This is a genomic window from Plantactinospora sp. CNZ320 (assembly GCF_002846275.1).
The window spans coordinates 4,582,991-4,602,048 of the sequence record NZ_PJMP01000001.1; the positions used below are offsets into that span (position 1 = coordinate 4,582,991).

Genomic DNA, 19,058 nt, shown 5'->3' on the forward strand with positions numbered 1-19,058 from the left:
AATCCTTCACAACTGCCGTACGCAACCCCGGCGGGACGGTCAGTTCTCCATCGGCAGCGCCGCGTAGTGGACCATCACCGGGCGGGAACCCTCGGGCGGATCGACCCGCTCCCGCCGCCGGTACGGCCGCATCAGCTCACGGATCCGGTCGTTCAACTCCACCAACTCCTCGGCGGTGAGCATCAGCACCGCACCGCCGTACCGGGCCGCGTCGTACCACTCCCTCGGCTCCGCGCCGGATCGCCGCGCCCAGTTGCGTACCCGCTCCATGTCGCGGGCGGCGTACACCTCGATCAGGGTCTCCTCGGCGGCCCGCGCCTCCGCTGGCGCGTCCTGGCCGACATCGACCCCCCAGGAGCCGACGCTGCTGCGCCAGAGCCGCTCGCGGGCGTCGCCCCGGCTCGGCGCCTGCTCGACCAGGCCGAACTTGGCCAGCTCACGCAGGTGATAGCTGACCGCACTCGGCGAGAGCCCGACGATCTCGGCGCACTCGGTGGCGGTGACCGCCGCGCCGGTGGTGGTCAGGTGCTCCATGATCCCCAGCCGCGCCGGATGCGCCAGCGCCCGCATCACCTGCGGATCACTGATCATGACTTGTCGCTGCTCGACGGGCTCCTCGGTCATGTGCACATGATTCCGCCTCCGGCCGGCCAGCCGGCGCCCACCCGCGCCACACGGTGGCGCCGAGCTACAAACTGTTTGTAGTGCAAGCTGCCGGTACTACAAACAGTTTGTAGTACGCCGACCGGCCACCCGGAGGTTCGCACCTTCACTCCGGCCGACATGCTGGCCGACCCACCCCGGCGGTCCGGGCGGCGCGGCCGGTAATTCGATGGAACGGGAGCCGAGCCACAGGTAGGCTGGCTGACCGCTTGACGGCCGAGGTGAGAAAGCACCGCAGCGGACGTCCCCGCGCCGGGTGCCGGCCATCCGCCCCCGGACACGCGAGCGAGCAGCCAACGCGCGTGACGCGCCGATGGGAAACCAGCATGCCCGCACAGGACCTCGACACCGACCTGGAACACGAACGCGCACACCTGGCCGCCTCCCGGGCCGCCCTGCGGCGGATGCGGGAACACGCCGAGTCACTCTTCGCGACCGGTCAGGACGTGGCCGGTGACGCGTACGCGGCCGAGACGCTGGGCCGGACCCTCTCCCGGCGGGTCGCCGAACTCGCCGACGATCCGACCACCCCGCTCTTCTTCGGCCGCCTCGACTTCGCCGACGACAGCCACCACATCGGGCGCCGGCACGTCACCGACCCGACCGGCGAGCCGATGGTGCTGGACTGGCGGGCGCCGATCTCCCGCTCGTTCTACCGGGCCACCGCCCGCGACCCGCAGGGGGTACGGGTCCGACGGCGGTTCGGCTTCGGCGCCGGCCAGCTCACCAGCTTCGAGGACGAGCACCTCGACCGGGGCGAGGAGTACGGCACCGCCAGCCGGATCCTCACCGCCGAGATCGAACGCCCCCGGGTCGGGCCGATGCGGGACATCGTCGCCACCATCCAGCCCGAGCAGGACGAACTGGTCCGGGCCGACCTGGCCGACTCAATCTGCGTACAGGGTGCACCGGGGACCGGGAAGACGGCGGTCGGGCTGCACCGGGCCGCGTACCTGCTCTATCTGCACCGGGAACGGCTGCGCCGCTCCGGGGTACTCGTCGTCGGGCCGAACCGGGCGTTCCTGTCGTACATCTCGGCGGTGCTGCCGGCGCTCGGCGAGGTCGAGGTGACCCAGGCGACAGTGCAGGACCTGCTCGACACCCCGGTACGGGCGGTGGACCCCCCGGAAACCGCCGCGCTGAAGCACGATCCCCGGATGGCCGAGGTGCTACGCCGGGCGCTGGCCGGGCAGCTGCGGACCCCGGAGGAGCCGCTGGTGGTCTCCGACGGCTCGTACCGGTGGCGGGTGACGGCCGAGGCGCTGCGCCGGGTCGTCGAGGAGGCCCGCCGGGAGGGGCTGCCGTACGCCACCGGCCGGGAACGGGTCCGGGCCCGGGTCGTCGGCCTGCTGCAACGCCAGTCGGAGGCCCGTCGGGGCGACTCGCCCGGCGAGAGCTGGCTGCGCCGGATGGGCCGGTGCAGGCCGGTCACCGAGTTCCTCGACCACTGCTGGCCGGCGGTCACCCCGGACGGGCTGCTGCACCGGCTGCTGGCCGACCCCGAGGCGCTGGCGTCCACCGCCGACGGGCTGCTCACCGAGGCCGAACAGGCGCTGCTGACCTGGCCGAAGCCGCCCCGCACCCCGAAGGCGGCGAGGTGGACCGCCGCCGACGCCGTACTCGTCGACGAGGCGGCCGGGCTGGTCGAACGGCTGCCCAGCTTCGGGCACGTGGTGCTCGACGAGGCACAGGACCTCTCCCCGATGCAGTGCCGGGTGATCGCCCGGCGCAGCGAGCACGGCTCGGTCACGCTGCTCGGCGACCTCGCCCAGGGCACCGCCCCGTGGGCCGCCACCGACTGGCGGGAGTCGCTGCGGCACCTCGGCAAGCCGGACGCCTCGGTGGTGCCGCTGACCATGGGCTTCCGGGTACCCGCCGCGGTGCTGGCGCTGGCGAACCGGCTGCTGCCGGCGCTCGGTGTGGACGTACCCCCGGCCGAGTCGCTGCGCTCCGACGGTGCACTGGAGATCCGTACCGTGCCCGACCTGGCGGCGGCGACGGTGACCGAGGTACGGGCGGCGCTGGCCCACGAGGGTTCGATCGCGGTCATCGCCGCCGAGTCCGAGACGGACGGGCTGCGCGCGGCGCTGGCCGACGCCGGCATCCCGACCGCGACCGCCGACGAGGTCGAGGCCGCCGCCCGGGTCACCGTCGTGCCGGCCACCCTGGCCAAAGGTCTGGAGTACGACCACGTCATAGTCGTCGAACCGGCCCGGATCGTGGCGGCGGAACCGCGCGGCCTGCACCGGCTCTACGTGGTGCTTACCCGGGCGGTCTCCCGGCTCGCCGTGCTGCACAGCGAGCCGCTGCCCGCACCCCTGTGACCGTGGCGGGCCGTGAGATTCGGCGGCCCGGGTCCACCTCGCGAGGGAACCGGCCGGCGGACCGGGCGGGGACCGGCTCGTCCACGGTGGCGAGTCCGATCTCGGCACCGAAGTGGACGATCCGCCCGCCGGGCCGGGCCAGAATTCGAGGGGAAGAGCACGACACACCATCCCTCGGGGGAGGACCAGTTGTCCGCGTTCCGTCCACTCCAGTCCCGCCGCGACTTCCTGCGTACCGTCACCGGGTCCGCCCTGGCCGCCACCGCGCTCGCCGCCGGCGTCTCCCCGGCGCTCGCCGCCCCGGTCGGCGCGGCCCGGCCCGGCTCCGGCGGCACGCTGCCGGACGAGGCGCTGCGCGACGCCCTGCGGGCGATCACCGACGCTGGGATGCCAGGCGTCTTCGCCGAGGTACGTGACGGGCACGCCACCTGGCGGGGCGCCAGCGGCGTCGCCGACGTGACCACCGGCCGGCCGGTGCGACCCGACTTCCAGCACCGGATCGGCAGCATCACCAAGACCTTCGTCGCCACAGCGCTGCTGCAACTCGTCGCCGAGCGGCGGCTCGGGCTGGACGCGCCGCTGCGCCGCTATCTGCCCCGGCTCGCCCCGCCCGGAGTGACCGTGCGGATGCTGCTCGACCAGACCAGCGGGATCAACGACTACGACCACGTGATCTTCGGTTCGGTGGAGAGCATCGAGAAGTACCAGCGCAGCACCATCCGGCCGCTGGAGCTGGCCGCGATCGGGCTGGGTCAGGAGCCGACCAACGCGCCGGGCGAGCGGCACTCCTACTCGAACACCAACTACGTGCTCGCCGGGCTGCTGCTGGAGCGGGTCACCGGGCGGCCGGCCGCCGTCGAGGTCACCCGCCGCGTGCTGCGCCCGCTCGGGCTGCGCCGGAGCCGTTTCCCGGGTACGGATCCCACGATCGACGGGCCGCACTCGGCCGGGTACGTGCCCTGGGTCGACGGGACGCTGCGGGACTTCAGCGTCTTCAACATGTCCTGGGGCTGGATGGCCGGGGATCTCGTCTCCACCACCGCCGACGTGAACAGGTTCTTCCGGGCTCTGCTCGGCGGCCGGCTGCTGCGGCCGGCCGAACTGGCGCAGATGCGTCGCACGGTACCGGCCGACCCGACCCAGCCGGACGGTGTGCAGTACGGGCTGGGCCTGCTCAGCGTGCCGCTGCCGAGCGGTCCCGTCTGGGGACACGACGGTGTGGTACTCGGCCACCAGACCGTCTCGCTGCACTCGCCGGACGGCCGCCGCCAGGCCACCGTCGCGCTGAACGCCAGCCACTACTGGGTACCGGGACAGCCCGACCCGATCGGCGAGGCGCTCTGGGGGTTCCTCTCCACCGTCTTCGGCGGTACGCCGTCGGCGGCGACCACCCGGGGCCGGGTACCGGCAAGTCCGCTGGCGGACGGACCGCTGACCGCCGCCCCGGGCAGTACCCTGCTGCACCGGCCGCTGTCCGGCGCTCGCGTCGCCGGCTGACGCGCCACCCGCCCTCCGGCTCGCTTGCGGGCAGGAGGGCGGGTGCTCGGCGAAGCCGGCGTGATCGTCATCGCAAAAAGTAGTTGGTGCGGTGATGGACTTTGTCTCGTAAACTCGTTTACGTGACTGGGAACTTTAACGACCACACCGGTGGGCCGACCGACCGTGACGACCTGCCGCCCGCCGATCCGGCCGCCGCGCTCCGGCTGATCGCCGAGCAGCAGGCCGAGGCGGCCCGCATGCTCAGCCCCAACCAACTCTGGTACTACTGGCCCTGGGGCCTGGCCTGGCTGATCGGCTTCGGGCTGTTCTTCCTGCGCTTCGGTCCGGGCGGCCGGGTCTTCGTCGACCTGCCCAGTTGGCTGCCGCTGCTCACCCTGCTCACCCTGCTGCTGGCCGCCGGGATCACCTCCGGGATTGTCGGCGGCCGGACGTACGGGCAGGTCACCGGCGACTCCAACCGGCGCGGCCTGTGGTACGGCCTGGCCTGGGGCCTCGGCTTCACCGGCCTCTCGACGACGCTCAGCCAGGTCTCCGAGCACCTGCCCGACGACCTCGCCGGGCTGCTCTGGGCCGGTGTCAGCGTCGGGCTCACCGGCGCCCTGCACATGGCCGGCGGCGCCATCTGGCTCGACCGCAACATGTTCCGGCTCGGCGTCTGGATCAGCGTCATCAACATCGTCGGCGTGATCGCCGGTGTCGGCTGGCACGCACTGCTGATCTCGGTGGCCGGCGGTGGCGGGATGCTGGTCGCCGGCCTCCACTTCCTGCTCCGCGACCGCCGTCGCGTCCGGAGCGGCTCGTGACCGGACTGCCCGAACTCGACCCCGTGATCCACGCGCAGGCCCGACTGCGGGTGACCGCGACGCTGGCCACCCTGCGGGGCAACGACCGGATCACCTTTCCCCGGCTCCAGGACATCCTCCAGATGACCGCCGGCAACCTCTCGGTGCACCTGCGCAAGCTCGAAGAGGCCGGCTACGTCGAGATCGTCAAGACCCATCAGGGGCGTACCCCGACCACCCTCGTCGCGCTCACCCGACGCGGCCGGTTCGCCTTCGAGGAATACACGCTGGCGGTCCGCGCCCTGCTCGACCAACCGACCCAGACCGAGGAGAAGTGATGATTCTCGCCCGTGCCGTCCAGGCCACCCGCCGGTACGGCGACGTCACCGCCCTGGACCGGGTCGACCTCGAACTCCCGGCCGGTGAACTGGTCGGCCTGCTCGGCCCGAACGGTGCCGGCAAGAGCACCCTGCTGAGCCTGCTGGTCGGGTTGCGCCGGGTCAGCTCAGGCCGGGTCGAACTCTTCGGCGGCGACCCCCGCGATCCGGCCAGCCGTCGACAGATCGGGATGACGCCGCAGGAGACCGGGCTGCCTCCCACCCTGCGGGTCGGCGAGGTGGTCGACTTCGTCTCCGCGCACTACGCCGACCCGGTCCCCCGGGCCGAACTGCTGGGCCGGTTCGGCATCGACGACCTGGTCCGGCGGCAGACCGGTGGCCTCTCCGGCGGTCAGAAACGCCGGCTGGCGGTCGCGCTCGCCTTCGTCGGGCGCCCCCGGCTGGTCTTCCTGGACGAGCCGACCACCGGGCTCGACGTGACCGCCCGCCGAGAACTCTGGGACGGCATCCGCCAGTTCCACGCCGACGGCGGCACGGTGCTGTTGAGCAGCCACTACCTGGAGGAGATCGAGGCACTGGCACACCGGGTGGTGGTGCTCGGCCACGGCCGGGTACTCGCCGACGACAGCGTCAGCGCCATCCGTGACCTGGTCGGGGTACGCCGGGTCAGCCTGGTCGCCCCGGAACTGCCACCCCTGCCCGGAGTACGGGCCGTGGAGCGGGTCGACGGCGTCAGCCACCTGCTCACCACCGACGCCGACCAACTCGTCCGGGACCTGGTGCACAGCGGCGTCCCCTTCACCGACCTGGAGATCCGGCCGAGCAGCCTGGAGGACGCCTTCCTGGCCATCACCGAGACGCGGCCCGCCCCGGCACAGTCCCACCCCCAGCCCGCGCAACCCGCCGACGTGTGACGGAGGACCCGAACGTGCGACTCTCGCTCGTGCACGCCAGATACCAACTGCTGGAGACCGTCCGGATCCCGATCGCGCTGGTCGGCAGTGCCTTCTTCCCGGCCGCCTCGATGCTCTTCTTCGTCGTTCCGTTCAGCGGCGGCGACCCGGTGATCGCCACCTACGCCACCGCCTCGATGGTCACCTTCTCGGTGATGAGCACCAACATCTTCCAGTACGGCATCGGGGTGGCCGAGGACCGGGCACAGCCCTGGGATCCGTACATGCGGACGCTGCCGACCGGAGCCGCACCCCGGTTCGCCGGCCGGATCCTCGCCGGCCTGCTGCTGACCCTGATCTCGCTGCTCCCGGTGGTGGTGATCGCGGCGGTGGCCACCGAGGCCCGGGTGACCGGCCCGGCGTTCCTGGCCGCGCTCGGCACCGTCGTCGTGATCGCGGTGCCGTTCACGCTGATGGGGCTCGCGATCGGCTACGCACTGCCCAGCAAGGCGGCGATCGTCGTCGCCCAGGTGGTCTTCTTCCCACTGGCCTTCGGCGGCGGCCTGCTCTTCCCGCCCGGCAACTCGCCCGGCTTCATCGAGACGATCGCCCCGTACCTGCCGACCCGGGGCGCGGTCGAGCTGATGTGGGCCGCCGTCGGGGACTTCCCGGTCGACACACTGTCGCTGGCGATGCTCGGCGTCTGGATCGTGGTGCTGGCCGCGATCGCCGGCTGGGCCTACCGGCGCGACGAGGGACGGCGGTTCAGCTAGCCCGCTGCCGCCCGGTCGACGGGCACCTCCCGCTTTGCGGTGGTGCCACGGTGTCACCAGGGTGACACCGTGGCACCACGCTCGAAGAGCACATGCCTCGGCCCGGCCAGCTCTCCGTGGCCGCTAGGAGGCGACGCGCCGGGCCCGGACCGGGACGACGAGGGGACCGTGTTCCCCCTCGATCACCCGCACCCGGGCCCGGTAGTGCGTACTCAGCAGGTCGTCGGTGAGCACCTCCCGGGGCGGGCCGTCGGCGACCACCGCACCGGCGGCGACCAGCACCATCCGGTCGGCGTACTCCCCGGCGACCGACAGGTCGTGCATGGTGGCCAGCACGGTCAACCCGTGGTCGGCACGGAGCTGGTCGACGAGTTCCAGCACCTCCTGCTGGTGGCCGATGTCCAGCGCACTCGTCGGCTCGTCGAGCAGCAGCAGCGGCGCGCCCTGGGCCAGCGCCCGGGCCAGGAAGACCCGCTGCCGTTCACCGCCGGAGAGCGTCGCCAGCGGCCGGGCCGCGAACCCGGTCAGGTCCAACCGGTCGAGTACGTCGTACGCGGCCGCCAGGTCGGCGGCGGACTCCCGGCCCAGCGGCGGCACGTACGGGGTACGGCCGAGCAGCACGTAGTCGAGTACCGCCATCCCGGCCGGTACGACCGGGGACTGCGGCACCGTCGCCACCGTCCGGGCACGTTCCCGGCGGGACAGCCGGCTGATCGGCGTACCGAACAGGGAGACGGACCCGGTGCCGGCCGGCAGCAGCCCACCGACCGCACGGAGCAGCGTGGACTTGCCGGCGCCGTTCGGTCCGATCACGGTGACCCACTCCCCGGTCCGGACCGAGAGGCTGACCCCGGTCAGGATCCGCGCCCCGCCGAGGGTGACGCCGAGATCGGTCACCTCGACGGCCACGCCGGTCGAGACGCTCGGGGCGGTCATTCCGCCACCCGTCGGGTGGTGCGCAGCACGATCGCGAAGAACGGGCCGCCGAGCAGCGCGGTCACCACCCCGATCGGGATCTCGGCCGGCGCGGCGACGGTCCGCGCGGCCAGGTCGGTCAGGGTCAGGAAGGCGCCGCCGAAGAGCACCGACAGCGGCAGGATGGCCCGGTAGCTCGCCCCGGCCAGCATCCGTACGACGTGCGGGACGATGACCCCGACGAAGCCGATCAGCCCGGAGACCGACACCGCTGTGGCGGTGGCCAGTGAGGCGGCGGCGACCAGCAGCAGCCGGGACCGCTGCGGATGCAACCCGAGGCTGCTCGCCTCGTCGTCGCCGAGCGCGAGTACGTCGAGTTCGCGCCGGTGCACCAGCACCACGGCGGTGGTCAACACCGCGTACGGCAGCACCACGAGTACGTCGTGCCAGCCGGCGGTGGCCAGCCGGCCGAGCATCCACGAGTAGACCTCCTGGATGCTCTCGGCGTTGCGTTGCAGCAGGTAGGTCTGGCCGGCGGCGAGGAAGGCGGAGACCGCCACCCCGGCCAGGATCAGGGTGGCCGGCGAGCGGTCCCGGCCGCCGGCCGCGCCGAGCAGGTAGGTGAGCAGCACCGCGCCGAGCGCGCCGACGAACGCGGCGAGTGGCACGGTGACCGGCAGCCCGACCGTGATGTCCGCGCCGGTGACTCCGCGCACCACGATCACGGCGGTCACCGCGAGCCCCGCTCCGGCGGCGACGCCCAGCAGGTGCGGGTCGGCCAGCGGATTGCGGAAGACGCCCTGGTAGCAGCCGCCGGCCAGGGCCAGCATCGCGCCGACGAGCAGGCCGAGCACCACCCGGGGCAGCCGCAGCTCGGTGACGATGGCGACCTCGCGCTCGTTCAGGCCGCTGTGCAGGTGCACCCCGGGTACCAGATTGAGCAGCTCGATCGCGACGCTGCCCGGCGGCAGGCTGACCGGCCCGAACGCGATGCCGGCCAGCGCGGCGACCAGGACCGCCGCGAAGCCGGCGGCCAGCCACCGCCCTCGCAGCCCCGCGGGCCGGGCGGACCGGCCGCCCCGGGCGCCACTGCCGGAAACGGCGGGCGCGGCGGGGCGGGCCGGAGTGCCGGTTGTGCTCAAGCGGGTACCTTGGCGACCGCGTCCACGATGGTCCGGAGCAGGTCGACCACCCGGGGACCCCACCGGGACGCGATGTCGTCGTCGAGCCCGACGATCTGGTTGTTCTTCACCGCCGTCATCCCGGCCCAGCCCTTGCGGGCCGAGACCGTCTGCGCGGACTGCTGGCAGCACTTGGTGTCGGCCAGGAAGATCATATCCGGGTCGGCCTTGATGATCGCCTCCTCGGCGAGCTGCGGATAGCCGCCCTTGGAGCCGTCGGCGTCGGCCGGGTCGGCGATGTTCTCCAGCCCGACCATCCCGAAGAGCGAACCGACGAACGTCGTGCTGGTCATCGAGTAGTACTCGGGGCCGAGTTCGTAGAAGTAGCGCAGCTTCTCCGGCCGCTGCGGCACCTGCGCGACCAGCTTCCCGATGTCGGCCTTCATCCGGCCGACCAGGTCGGCCGCCTCGGTCGGATGCCCGGTGAGCGTGCCGAGATCGGTGATCTGCCGGTACGTGTCGTCGAGCGTCTTCGCCGCCGAAGCGAGGTAGTACGGGATCTTCAACTGGGTGAGCTGGTCGACGATCTTGTTGAGATCGTTTGTGAGTACCACCAGGTCGGGGTTCTTCGCCGCGATCGCCTCGGCGTTCGGGGTGAAGGCCGACAAGTCGGTCTTCGGCGCCTCGGGCGGATAGTTCGAGTTGTCGTCGACGGCGGCGACCTGGCCGCCCGCTCCGACCGCGAAGAGCATCTCGGTGGCGGTCGGTCCGAGTGCGACGATCTTCTCGGGCCGCTCGTCGAGGGTGAGCGTGCCGACGGTCACCGGATAGCTGCCACCGCCGGCACTCGGTGCCGCCGGCTGGCCGGGGTCGTCCGTGGCGCAGCCGGTCAGGGCCAGTGTCGCGGCGGCCAGCAGCGCGGCCAGCAGTCGGGGCGTACGTCGGGTCATCGATCCTCCTGTCGGTGAGGTCCGGTGCTCCGCCGACAGGTACTCTGCCCCGCCCACGGGGCGCCCTTCCTCGAAGGCGCTTTCCGTGACCACACCGCAGGCGACCTGGCTCATCCTCCGCACGCCCGGGTTCGGGGCCGCCAGCGGCGGCAGCGGTGCGGAAGGCATCACAGTTGCGGGACAGCGCCGGTTTCACACCGGCTTCGCTGCGGGGTGGTCGGGGCAACGGTAGCGCATCCGCTCGGTGACCCGGCAGCGGCATAACGCCACCCGTACGCCGTTCGCGCTGATCAGGATGGTGCGCTGACCGGCGCCTCGGGTCCGGTGGTGATCTGACCGGTCGCCGGGTCGAACGGGAAGGAGACGTGTTGGTGGATCATCTGCCACCGGCCGTCCGTCTTCTGGAACACCCTGGTCCCCCGGGACCAGGTCTCGACGGGTCCCCGCCCCGGTTCCTGGACACGCATCCGGTTGAGCCCCCAGGTGACCGCGACGTCGTCCCGGACCACGACCTCCAGATCCGGGATGTCCCACCGGAAGTCGCCCTCGGCCAGCTCGAAGCCCTGCCGGCAGACGTCCCGGACCGCGTCCGCGCCCCGGTAGACCAACGGGGCCGCGTGCTCGTACGAGACCACGTCGGGAGCGATCTTCGTCATCACCGCGTCGAGGTCCTTGGCGGCCGAGTCCCGGAACCACTCGGCGAACTCGCGGCGGATCTCCTGCTCGGCACCGCTGCCGGCCACTACATCCTCCCCGGTGGACACGTCGACGAGGTGCGCGTCGAGCTTGTCGAAGCAGCCCCGCCAACCCTCGGCGTTGCCGTCGCGTACGGCGACGGACTCGAAGCCGGTCTGTTCGAAGGACATCTCGGTCTTGCCGGCGTGGTCGGCGAAGACCACCGTCACCACCGTTTCCGCCCCGGTGTTGCCGGCACCGTCGGCCTGGGTCAGCGTGAGGACCAGCCGCTCGGGCGGTACGACCTCGCGGAACTCGCCGTACTCCCGGTACGTGGCGCCCTCGGCGGACCGGTACTCGACGAGCCACCGTCCGCCGGGGCGGGCGTCCAGCTCACAGTGGGTCACCTCGAAGCCCGGCGGGGCGAACCAGGTGCCGACCTCCTTGGCCGTGGTCCAGGTGCGGAACACGAGGTCCCTGGGCGCGTCGAAGATCCGGACCATCGCGATGCGGTGCGTTTCCTGTGCCATCACGGTTTCCTGCTCTCTGCCTGGTTGTCGATGTCCTGCCTGTCGGCCTGCCCGTCCTGGAGTTGGGCCAGCCGCTCGTCGAGCTGGTCGAACCGGTGTTGCCAGAGTCGCCGGTACGACGCCAGCCACTCGTCGATGTCGGCCAGTGGTTCGACCCGGATCCGGCTGGGCCGGCGCTGCGCGTCCCGGGCGCGGGTGACCAGGCCGGCGGCCTCCAGCACGGCGACGTGCTTGGAGACGGCCCGGGGTGTCATCGCGAACGGCTCGCCGAGCTCGGTCACCGAGGCGTCGCCGTGCAGCAGTCGATCCAGGATCGCCCGTCGGGTCGGGTCGGCGAGCGCCGCGAAGGCCGCGGTGAGGGTGTCGCCTGTCATTCGGTACCTCCTAGTTCCGGAACCAGTTGGTACCGTACGACTCGACCGGGCGTCAGGTCAAGCGACGGGTTTGCGTCGGGCGGGCCTCGTAGAATCCGCCGGATGGCCCTCTCCATCGACCAGCGGACCGACGAGACCGCGCAGCGGACCGACGAAACTGCGCAGCGGACCGATGCCGCCCTCGACGTGCTGCGCCGGGTCTTCGGCTACGACAGCTTCCGGGGTGAGCAGCGCGAGATCATCGACCAGGTGGTGAACGGCGGCGACGCCCTGGTGCTGATGCCTACCGGCGGCGGCAAGTCGCTCTGCTACCAGATCCCCGCGCTCGTCCGGGACGGGGTCGGTGTGGTGATCTCGCCGCTGATCGCGCTGATGCAGGACCAGGTCGACGCGCTGACCACCCTCGGGGTACGCGCCGGCTTCCTCAACTCCACACAGGATCTCGACGCCCGCCGGCTTGTCGAGGCGGCCTTCCTCGGTGGCGACCTCGACCTGCTCTACCTCGCCCCCGAGGCGCTCCGCTCGGAGTACGTGCTCCGGCTGCTCGACCGGGGCAGGATCGTGCTGTTCGCGATCGACGAGGCGCACTGCGTCGCCCAGTGGGGCCACGACTTCCGTCCCGACTACCTGGCCCTGTCGATGCTGCACGAGCGGTGGCCTGCGGTGCCCAGGATCGCGCTCACCGCCACCGCCACCCCGGAGACCCACGCCGAGATCGCGGCCCGGCTCAACCTCGCCGACGCCCGGCACTTCGTCGCCAGTTTCGACCGGCCGAACATCCAGTACCGGATCGTGCCGAAGCGGGAGCCGAAGAAGCAGCTCCTCGACCTGCTCCGCACCGAGCATCCCGGCGACGCCGGGATCGTCTACTGCCTCTCCCGGGCCTCGGTGGAGAGGACCGCCGAGTTCCTCGTGCAGAACGGCGTCCCGGCCCTGCCCTACCACGCCGGGCTGGACGCGTCGACCCGAGCCGCCAACCAGCAGCGGTTCCTCCGCGAGGACGGGCTGGTGATGGTCGCGACGATCGCCTTCGGGATGGGGATCGACAAGCCGGACGTACGCTTCGTCGCGCACCTCGACCTGCCGAAGTCGATCGAGGGCTACTACCAGGAGACCGGTCGGGCCGGCCGGGACGGGCTGCCCTCGACCGCCTGGCTGGCGTACGGGCTGCAGGACGTGGTGCAGCAGCGCAAGATGATCGAGGGTTCCGACGGCGACCTGGCCCGACGCCGGGTGCTCGGCACACACCTCGACGCCATGTTGGCGCTCTGCGAGACGGTCGAGTGCCGGCGGATTCAACTGCTCAACTACTTCGGCCAGCATGCCGGGCCGTGCGGCAACTGCGACACCTGCCTGACCCCGCCCGAGTCCTGGGACGGCACGATCGCGGCACAGAAACTGCTCTCCACCGTGCTGCGGCTGCACCGCGAGCGCGACCAGCGGTTCGGCGCCGGCCAGTCCATCGACATCCTGCTCGGCCGGCAGACCGAGAAGGTCACCCAGCACCGGCACGACACGCTGAGCGTCTTCGGCATCGGCACCGAGCTGACCGAGTCCGAGTGGCGCGGGGTGGTCCGGCAACTGCTCGCCCAGGGCCTGCTGGCGGTGGAGGGCGACTACGGCACGCTGGTGCTCACCGAGGCCAGCGCCGACGTCCTCGGCAAGCGGCGCGAGGTCCGGATGCGCCGGGAGGCACCCCGGGCCGGGTCGAGCGGCCGGACCGCGAAGCAGCGTGCGACCGGAACCGCCGCCGTCGAGCTGCCGCCGGCCGCCGAGCCGGTCTTCGAACGGCTCCGGGCCTGGCGGGCGGCGACCGCCAAGGAGCAGGGCGTACCCGCGTACGTCATCTTCCACGACGCGACCCTGCGGCAGATCGCGGCCGAACCACCGGCGAGCCTGGCCGAACTGTCCCGGGTCAACGGCGTCGGGGAGAACAAGCTGGCCAAGTACGGCCAGCAGATCCTGGACACCCTCGCGGAGTGAGGCGTCCGCCCGGCCGGCTGGACCGGCCGGGCGGACACCGTCGGCGCAGGGACTACGGCGCGTACGGCGGTTGGCTGTACGCGTACTTCAGCGCGTCCAGGCCGGCTGGCAGGGGGTTCAACGTGCCCCAGTCGGCGTCGCTGTTGAAGTAGTTGGTCATCCGGATCCGGGGCAGTTGGGCGACCGCCTCCGGTACGCCCCGGATCCACTCCGCCTGGGTCGGCGAGGTGAAGTTGTAGTTGGTGCCGAACTCGGCGATGATCACCTGCTTGTTCGCCGCCTCGGCGGGTAGCTGGGGCAGCCACGCGTAGCTGCGGTTGAACACCTGGAACGGGGTACGGGACGGGGCCGAGTGGTTGTAGGGGTTCCACTGGAGGTAGTCCACCCCGTCCACCCCGCCGACGTACGAGCGCAGGAAGCTGGCCTGGTCCCAGCCGCCCATGCCGGCGGTGAACGTCGGCTTCGGCACCCGGGTGGTGTGCTGCCGGAAGTAGCGGATCAGGTACTGCATGGCCGGGATCGCCATCGCGTCCGCCTGCGCCCAGGTGTAGTCGACCCCGTTCTGGGTGATGCCGAGCTGGTGGGTGGTGTCCCGCTCCGAGGCGAACTGGATGTTGATCGGGCCGGGTGGCATGGCGTCGAGCTGGTTGACCGCGTTGCAGAGCAGCCCGTCCAGGGCGCCCGAGGTGACCTGGTCGTACCCGTAGAAGGTGGCGTTCTCCTTCAGCACCTCGGTGTGGAACCGGGCCGTCATGGTGCCGGTCGACGGGAGGCTGTAGGTCCGCCCGTCACAGGTGATCGAGCTGCCGACACCTCCGCCGTACCGCTTGAGTTCCACGACGAAGTTCGGCTCCACGCCGTGACCGGTCATCAGGGAATTGATCCACTGGGCGTTCCAGCCGGGAAAGACGTTCAGGTCGTACAGGCTGCGGTAGGCGGTCAACGCCTTCAGGTTCATGCCCCGGTCGACGGTGTCGGCGGTGATGTTGCCGTTGCCCCTGAGGTAGTAGCCGCCCTTGACCGACTCTTGGGTGGTGCCGAACACCTGGAACTCCCAGAGGGAGTATCCCCAGTTCTGGGTACATCCGGTGCAGCCGCGCGCGGTGGCGTACATCCGCACGTACCGGCCGGTGCCGGAGAGGTTGATGTCGTCGACACCGCCGTCACCGGTGCTTGTCGACCAGATCGTGGTCCAGGCCGTCCCGTTGGTGCTGGTCTCGATTCGGTACGCGGTGGCGTGCGCGCGTTCCCAGTCCAGGCGCACCCGGCTCAGCTTCGACACCCGACCCAGATCCACGTAGATCCACTGGGGGTCGACGAGGGTGATGCTGGCCCAGCGGGTGGTCGTGTTGCCGTCCACCACGTTGGCCGGGGCGTACGGACCGCTCTCGGTGCTGCTGGCCACCGTCGGGCGACCGGCCGAGAGCAGCGGGTCGGCCCCGTGCGCGGGGGCGGAGGTGACGGTGAGGGTTCCGCCCACCGCCAGCCCCACCAGCGCGGCGGCGACGAAGGTTCTCCACTTGGTTGAGGACATGCTTCTCCATCGGCGTCGTTCCATATTGATCTTGCGCTACGTTAGTGGCGTGCCGATGCGATGACCGTCCTTTATGGCCAACGTCACTCTTGCGTCCACTCTGGACATAGAGGTGACAGGCTCGGTTGACACGGCAGGGCCGGTCCGGCGGACATCCCACCGGACCGGCCCCCTGTCGTACGACTACGAGCTGGTGATTGTCACGTTGTCGATCGCCGCCTCGACCAGGCTGGCCCCGGAGGCGTCGGCGGCCTGCACCAGCAGCCATACCGACTGCCCGGCGTACGCCGACAGGTTGGCGCTGGCGGTCGACCAGGCGCCGTTGCGGTTGCTGGCCGCACCGGCCTGGTTGAACACCTGGGTCGTCCCGCCGCTGTGCACCACGCTGACCCGCAGGTAGTCCGCGGACGAGGCGTTCGACCCGTGCGCGAGATACCAGGCCAGGGAGAGCGTCAACGTGCCGCTGCCCGGCAGGGTGATCGCCGGTGACTGGGCACTCGTCACGCCGCCGTCCACGTCGTGGTCACCGGCAGCCGCACCGGCGAGCCGGCCGGTCACCAGGTCGTTGCTGCCGGCGTACGGGGCGAGCTGCTTGGCGCCGCTGGAACTGGTCGGCTGGGCGGTACCCCGTTCCCACACCCCCGAGGTGGCGGTGTCGGTACCGGCCGGGTTGGTGGTCCAGCCGGTCGCGGTCTCGAAGGTGTCCGACCAGACGGTGGTGCCGCCACCGGTGCCGCAGTACGTCGCCTGGAGCCCGACCACCCGGTACGGGCAGTCGGCGTACTCGCTCAGGATCAGCACCGCCTCCCGGTTGCGGGAGGTCTGCGCCGGGATCACCTCGTCCGGCGGGTAGAAGCCGCCGCCGCTGGCCGAGCCCGGGTACATCTCGAAGGTGTACGCGAAGATGTTGTGCACCGCCCACATCCAGTCCAGGCTGTCCCCGTCGGTGATGTAGAGGTCACTGGACTGTTCCGGGGTGTAACCGTTGGTGGCGGCCATCTGCTGGCCGAGGGTGCGGAAGGTCCGCTCCTGGTCGGCGTTCAGCCCCGGCCCGGTGTTCGCGGTGGTGTAGCCGTACGGCCAGAGCACCAGCTGCGAGTACGTGTGGAAGTCGATGTTCACCTTGATCTGCTGGGTACCGCCGACGACCCGGCTGTTGACGAAGTCGCGCAGTCGGGCGGTCTCCGGGGCGGAGAACGCTGACGGGCCACGGTAGGTCTCCGAGGAGGTCGAGCCGGACGAGCCGCCGCAGCAGCCCCAGTTGTAGCCCCAGTTGCGGTTCAGGTCGGTGCCGACGTACGACGAGCCGCTGTTCGGCTGCCGGTTCTTCCGCCAGGACCGGTAGGAGCCGGTGGCGATGTCGTACTCGCTGCCGTCCGGGTTGACGGTCGGGACGATCCAGATCTCCCGGGTGTTGACGATGTTGGTGATCCGGGAGTCCGAGCCGTAGTTATCGGTGAAGAGGTTGAGCAGATAGATCGCCATCTCGACAGTCAGGTGCTCGCGGGCGTGCTGCTGCGAGTTGAAGAGGATCTCCGGCTCGTTCTCGTCGGTGCCGACGTTGTCGGAGATCTTGATGACCGGCAGGTCGCGTCCCTCGTAGGAGGTGCCCATGCTGGACCGGCGGGCGATCGTCGGGTGGTCGGCGACGACCTGGTTGATCACCGCGTTCAGTTCGGCGTAGTTGTGGTACGCCGAGTCGGCCGGCGGGAAGTCGAGCACTCCGACGTCACCGTCGTGCTGGTGCTGGCCCCGGTCCGGCGGTGCCGGTACGGCCGACACCTCGAAGCCGAGCGCGGTGATCGCCTTCACCTCGGCGGGAGTGGCGGTGACGTAGAGCGCGCCGTGTTCGGCGTAGTCGATGCTGGTACCGGTGGCGGCCACGGCGTTGCGGTCGGCCAGGGTACGCGGGCCGGTCACCCGGTACTCGGCGCTGGCGGCGGGTTCGGTGCCGGTCGGGTCCGGCTGGGCGCTGGCGGTACCGGCCGGACCGATCCCGGCCACGACGAGTGCGAGCACGACCGTGCCGGCGAGGGCGCCGGGCCGGGTCCGGTGCCGGATCGACGGCCCGGAGATCCAGGTGCGGAAGGGCATGTAAACCTCCTGGGGGTAGGGAGGACTCCGCTCGGTAGTGCACACTGCACCATCCGTACCATGGTCATATCAATATGGATCACTCGGTGTCCCATGCCAGATACACCCTTATCTCGGCAAAGATTTTCTTGGCTTCGACATCTGGCGAAAGTTCCTGCCAAGCGGAATAGTGACGGCAGGACCCCGACCTTCGTCACTGCGGAGCATCGATGGCCAGTTCCCCGCACCCGATCAGCCGACGCACCTTCACCCTCGCCGGCCTCTCCGGCCTGGCCCTGCTCAGCACCGGCGTGCCGGCCCGGGCCGGTTCGGCGCCCGGCCGCCCCCGCCCGGTGACGCACGACGAGCAGATCACCTGGCAGGAGTTCTCCAGCTACCCCGACTGGCGACGCGGCACCCACCAGGGCACCGTCGCCCTCCCCGGCGTACGCACCGGGATCACCATGCTGCGCCCGGCCGGCACCACCGAATACGCCGACCCGCACACCGGCACCACCCGCACCTGGTCGTACGCCACCTGGACCTCGCCGGTCACCCCGGTCGGCTTCGACGCCAGCGAACTGGTCGCCTCGTGGAACGCCGAGACCCCGGCCGGCACCTGGATCCAGGTCGAACTCCAGGGCACCTACAACACCGGCGCGCTGACCCCGTGGTACGTCATGGGTCGCTGGGCCGCCGGTGACCAGGACATCCGGCGTACCTCGGTCAACCGGCAGGGCGACCCGTACTCGACGATCTGGACCGACACCTTCTCCATCGACGACGTGGCGACCGGGGTGCTGCTGCGCGCCTACCAGCTGCGGCTGACCCTCTACCGCGCCCCGGAGAGCCGCCGCTCGCCCCGGGTCTGGCTGCTCGGCGCGATGAGTTCGCTGGTGCCGGACCGGTTCACCGTGCCGGCGAGCGCCGGTCGGATCGCCTGGGGCCGGGAGCTGGCAGTGCCCCGCTACTCGCAGAACATCCACGCCGGCCACTATCCCGAGTACGACGGCGGCGGCCAGGCCTGGTGCTCGCCGACCTCCACCACAATGGTGCTGGAGTACTGGGGGAAGAAGCCGACCGCCGAGGAAACCTCCTGGGTCGACCCCACGTACCCCGATCCGGCGGTCAACCACGCCGCCCGGATGACCTACGACTACGCGTACACCGGCTGCGGCAACTGGCCGTTCAACACCGCGTACGCCGCCTCGTACGGGCTGGACGCCAAGGTGACCCGGATGCACTCGCTGGACGAACTGGAGCACTTCATCGCCGCCGGGATTCCGGTGGTCACCAGCCAGTCCTTCCTGGCCGAGGAGTTGGAGGGGGCAAACTACGGCACCTCGGGACACCTCTTCGTGGTGGTCGGCTTCACCGCTGACGGCGACGTGGTGATCAACGACCCGGCCTCGTCCAGCAACGACGTGGTGCGCAACGTCTACCGGCGGGACCAGTTCGAGCAGGTCTGGCTGCGGACCAAGCGGGTCAACGCCAGCGGCGGGGTCTCCGGCGGGTCGGGCGGAATCGCGTACCTGATGAAGCCGTGGTGGAAGCCCTGGCCGAGGGTGGCCGGCTCGACCAACTGGTAGCCGCGCCGCAACAGGCACACCTGGGGAGGATCACCGGCCCC

At 71.1% G+C, this 19,058-nt stretch carries 16 protein-coding genes and 1 riboswitch; of the genes, 8 read left to right on the forward strand and 8 right to left on the reverse strand.

Going from position 1 to position 19,058, the window contains the following annotated elements; all coding sequences use genetic code 11:
* Positions 1 to 39: 39 nt before the first annotated feature.
* On the reverse strand, positions 40 to 624 hold the full coding sequence (locus CLT71_RS20375; protein ID WP_101368505.1) for a helix-turn-helix domain-containing protein: 585 nt from the start codon (positions 622 to 624) through the stop codon (positions 40 to 42).
* Between the two features lie 365 nt (positions 625 to 989).
* On the opposite strand from CLT71_RS20375, the gene CLT71_RS20380 reads away from it, so the two are divergent.
* The 6 genes from CLT71_RS20380 to CLT71_RS20405 all read left to right on the forward strand — a co-directional run bounded on the left by CLT71_RS20380 (position 990) and on the right by CLT71_RS20405 (position 7,273).
* Positions 990 to 2,987, forward strand: a complete 1,998-nt coding sequence (locus tag CLT71_RS20380) for a helicase domain-containing protein (protein WP_101368506.1) — start codon at positions 990 to 992, stop codon at positions 2,985 to 2,987.
* 351 nt (positions 2,988 to 3,338) lie between these two features.
* Complete coding sequence (locus tag CLT71_RS20385; RefSeq protein WP_486483704.1) at positions 3,339 to 4,484, forward strand: serine hydrolase domain-containing protein; 1,146 nt, start codon at positions 3,339 to 3,341, stop codon at positions 4,482 to 4,484.
* A gap of 122 nt (positions 4,485 to 4,606) precedes the next feature.
* Entirely contained in the window at positions 4,607 to 5,290 is a 684-nt protein-coding gene (locus CLT71_RS20390) for a transporter (RefSeq protein WP_101368508.1), read from the forward strand.
* Complete coding sequence (locus CLT71_RS20395; RefSeq protein WP_101368509.1) at positions 5,287 to 5,607, forward strand: winged helix-turn-helix domain-containing protein; 321 nt, start codon at positions 5,287 to 5,289, stop codon at positions 5,605 to 5,607. The genes CLT71_RS20390 and CLT71_RS20395 overlap by 4 nt, the downstream gene beginning before the upstream one ends.
* Positions 5,607 to 6,521 (forward strand): ABC transporter ATP-binding protein, encoded by a 915-nt coding sequence (locus CLT71_RS20400; RefSeq protein WP_101368510.1) that lies wholly within the window; start codon positions 5,607 to 5,609, stop codon positions 6,519 to 6,521. The genes CLT71_RS20395 and CLT71_RS20400 overlap by 1 nt, the downstream gene beginning before the upstream one ends.
* A 14-nt stretch (positions 6,522 to 6,535) precedes the next feature.
* Complete coding sequence (locus CLT71_RS20405) at positions 6,536 to 7,273, forward strand: ABC transporter permease (RefSeq protein WP_101371631.1); 738 nt, start codon at positions 6,536 to 6,538, stop codon at positions 7,271 to 7,273.
* Positions 7,274 to 7,396: 123 nt separating this feature from the next.
* Here the strand turns inward: CLT71_RS20405 and CLT71_RS20410 are convergent, their stop codons facing one another.
* The 5 genes from CLT71_RS20410 to CLT71_RS20430 all read right to left on the reverse strand — a co-directional run bounded on the left by CLT71_RS20410 (position 7,397) and on the right by CLT71_RS20430 (position 11,838).
* Positions 7,397 to 8,209, reverse strand: coding sequence for an ABC transporter ATP-binding protein (locus tag CLT71_RS20410; protein WP_101368511.1), 813 nt, complete (start codon positions 8,207 to 8,209; stop codon positions 7,397 to 7,399).
* Positions 8,206 to 9,330, reverse strand: coding sequence for an iron ABC transporter permease (locus CLT71_RS20415; protein ID WP_101368512.1), 1,125 nt, complete (start codon positions 9,328 to 9,330; stop codon positions 8,206 to 8,208). The genes CLT71_RS20410 and CLT71_RS20415 overlap by 4 nt, the downstream gene beginning before the upstream one ends.
* Positions 9,327 to 10,259 carry an ABC transporter substrate-binding protein gene (locus CLT71_RS20420; protein WP_101368513.1) on the reverse strand — a complete coding sequence of 311 codons (933 nt, stop codon included), beginning with the start codon at positions 10,257 to 10,259 and terminating at the stop codon, positions 9,327 to 9,329. The genes CLT71_RS20415 and CLT71_RS20420 overlap by 4 nt, the downstream gene beginning before the upstream one ends.
* 104 nt (positions 10,260 to 10,363) lie before the next feature.
* A riboswitch (cobalamin riboswitch) is annotated at positions 10,364 to 10,461 on the reverse strand.
* Positions 10,462 to 10,549: 88 nt separating this feature from the next.
* Positions 10,550 to 11,464 (reverse strand): SRPBCC domain-containing protein, encoded by a 915-nt coding sequence (locus CLT71_RS37520; RefSeq protein ID WP_199187666.1) that lies wholly within the window; start codon positions 11,462 to 11,464, stop codon positions 10,550 to 10,552.
* Positions 11,464 to 11,838: a metalloregulator ArsR/SmtB family transcription factor gene (locus tag CLT71_RS20430; protein ID WP_101368514.1), complete on the reverse strand. Its 375-nt coding sequence runs from the start codon at positions 11,836 to 11,838 to the stop codon at positions 11,464 to 11,466. Before CLT71_RS20430 ends, CLT71_RS37520 begins: the two co-directional genes overlap by 1 nt.
* Before the next feature lie 102 nt (positions 11,839 to 11,940).
* Here CLT71_RS20430 and recQ point away from each other — a divergent pair, with 102 nt between their 5' ends.
* The gene (gene recQ / locus CLT71_RS20435; RefSeq protein ID WP_101368515.1) at positions 11,941 to 13,821 is read left to right on the forward strand and encodes a DNA helicase RecQ; all 1,881 of its coding nucleotides are present in this window, start codon (positions 11,941 to 11,943) and stop codon (positions 13,819 to 13,821) included.
* A gap of 52 nt (positions 13,822 to 13,873) precedes the next feature.
* On the opposite strand, the gene CLT71_RS20440 is transcribed toward recQ, so the two are convergent.
* Together CLT71_RS20440 and CLT71_RS20445 are read right to left on the reverse strand one after the other, a co-directional pair.
* Positions 13,874 to 15,355 (reverse strand): discoidin domain-containing protein, encoded by a 1,482-nt coding sequence (locus tag CLT71_RS20440; protein ID WP_199187667.1) that lies wholly within the window; start codon positions 15,353 to 15,355, stop codon positions 13,874 to 13,876.
* A gap of 183 nt (positions 15,356 to 15,538) precedes the next feature.
* Positions 15,539 to 17,449: a M14 family metallopeptidase gene (locus CLT71_RS20445; RefSeq protein ID WP_101368517.1), complete on the reverse strand. Its 1,911-nt coding sequence runs from the start codon at positions 17,447 to 17,449 to the stop codon at positions 15,539 to 15,541.
* 209 nt (positions 17,450 to 17,658) lie between these two features.
* On the opposite strand from CLT71_RS20445, the gene CLT71_RS20450 reads away from it, so the two are divergent.
* Positions 17,659 to 19,017, forward strand: a complete 1,359-nt coding sequence (locus tag CLT71_RS20450; RefSeq protein ID WP_101368518.1) for a C39 family peptidase — start codon at positions 17,659 to 17,661, stop codon at positions 19,015 to 19,017.
* Positions 19,018 to 19,058: the final 41 nt, after the last annotated feature.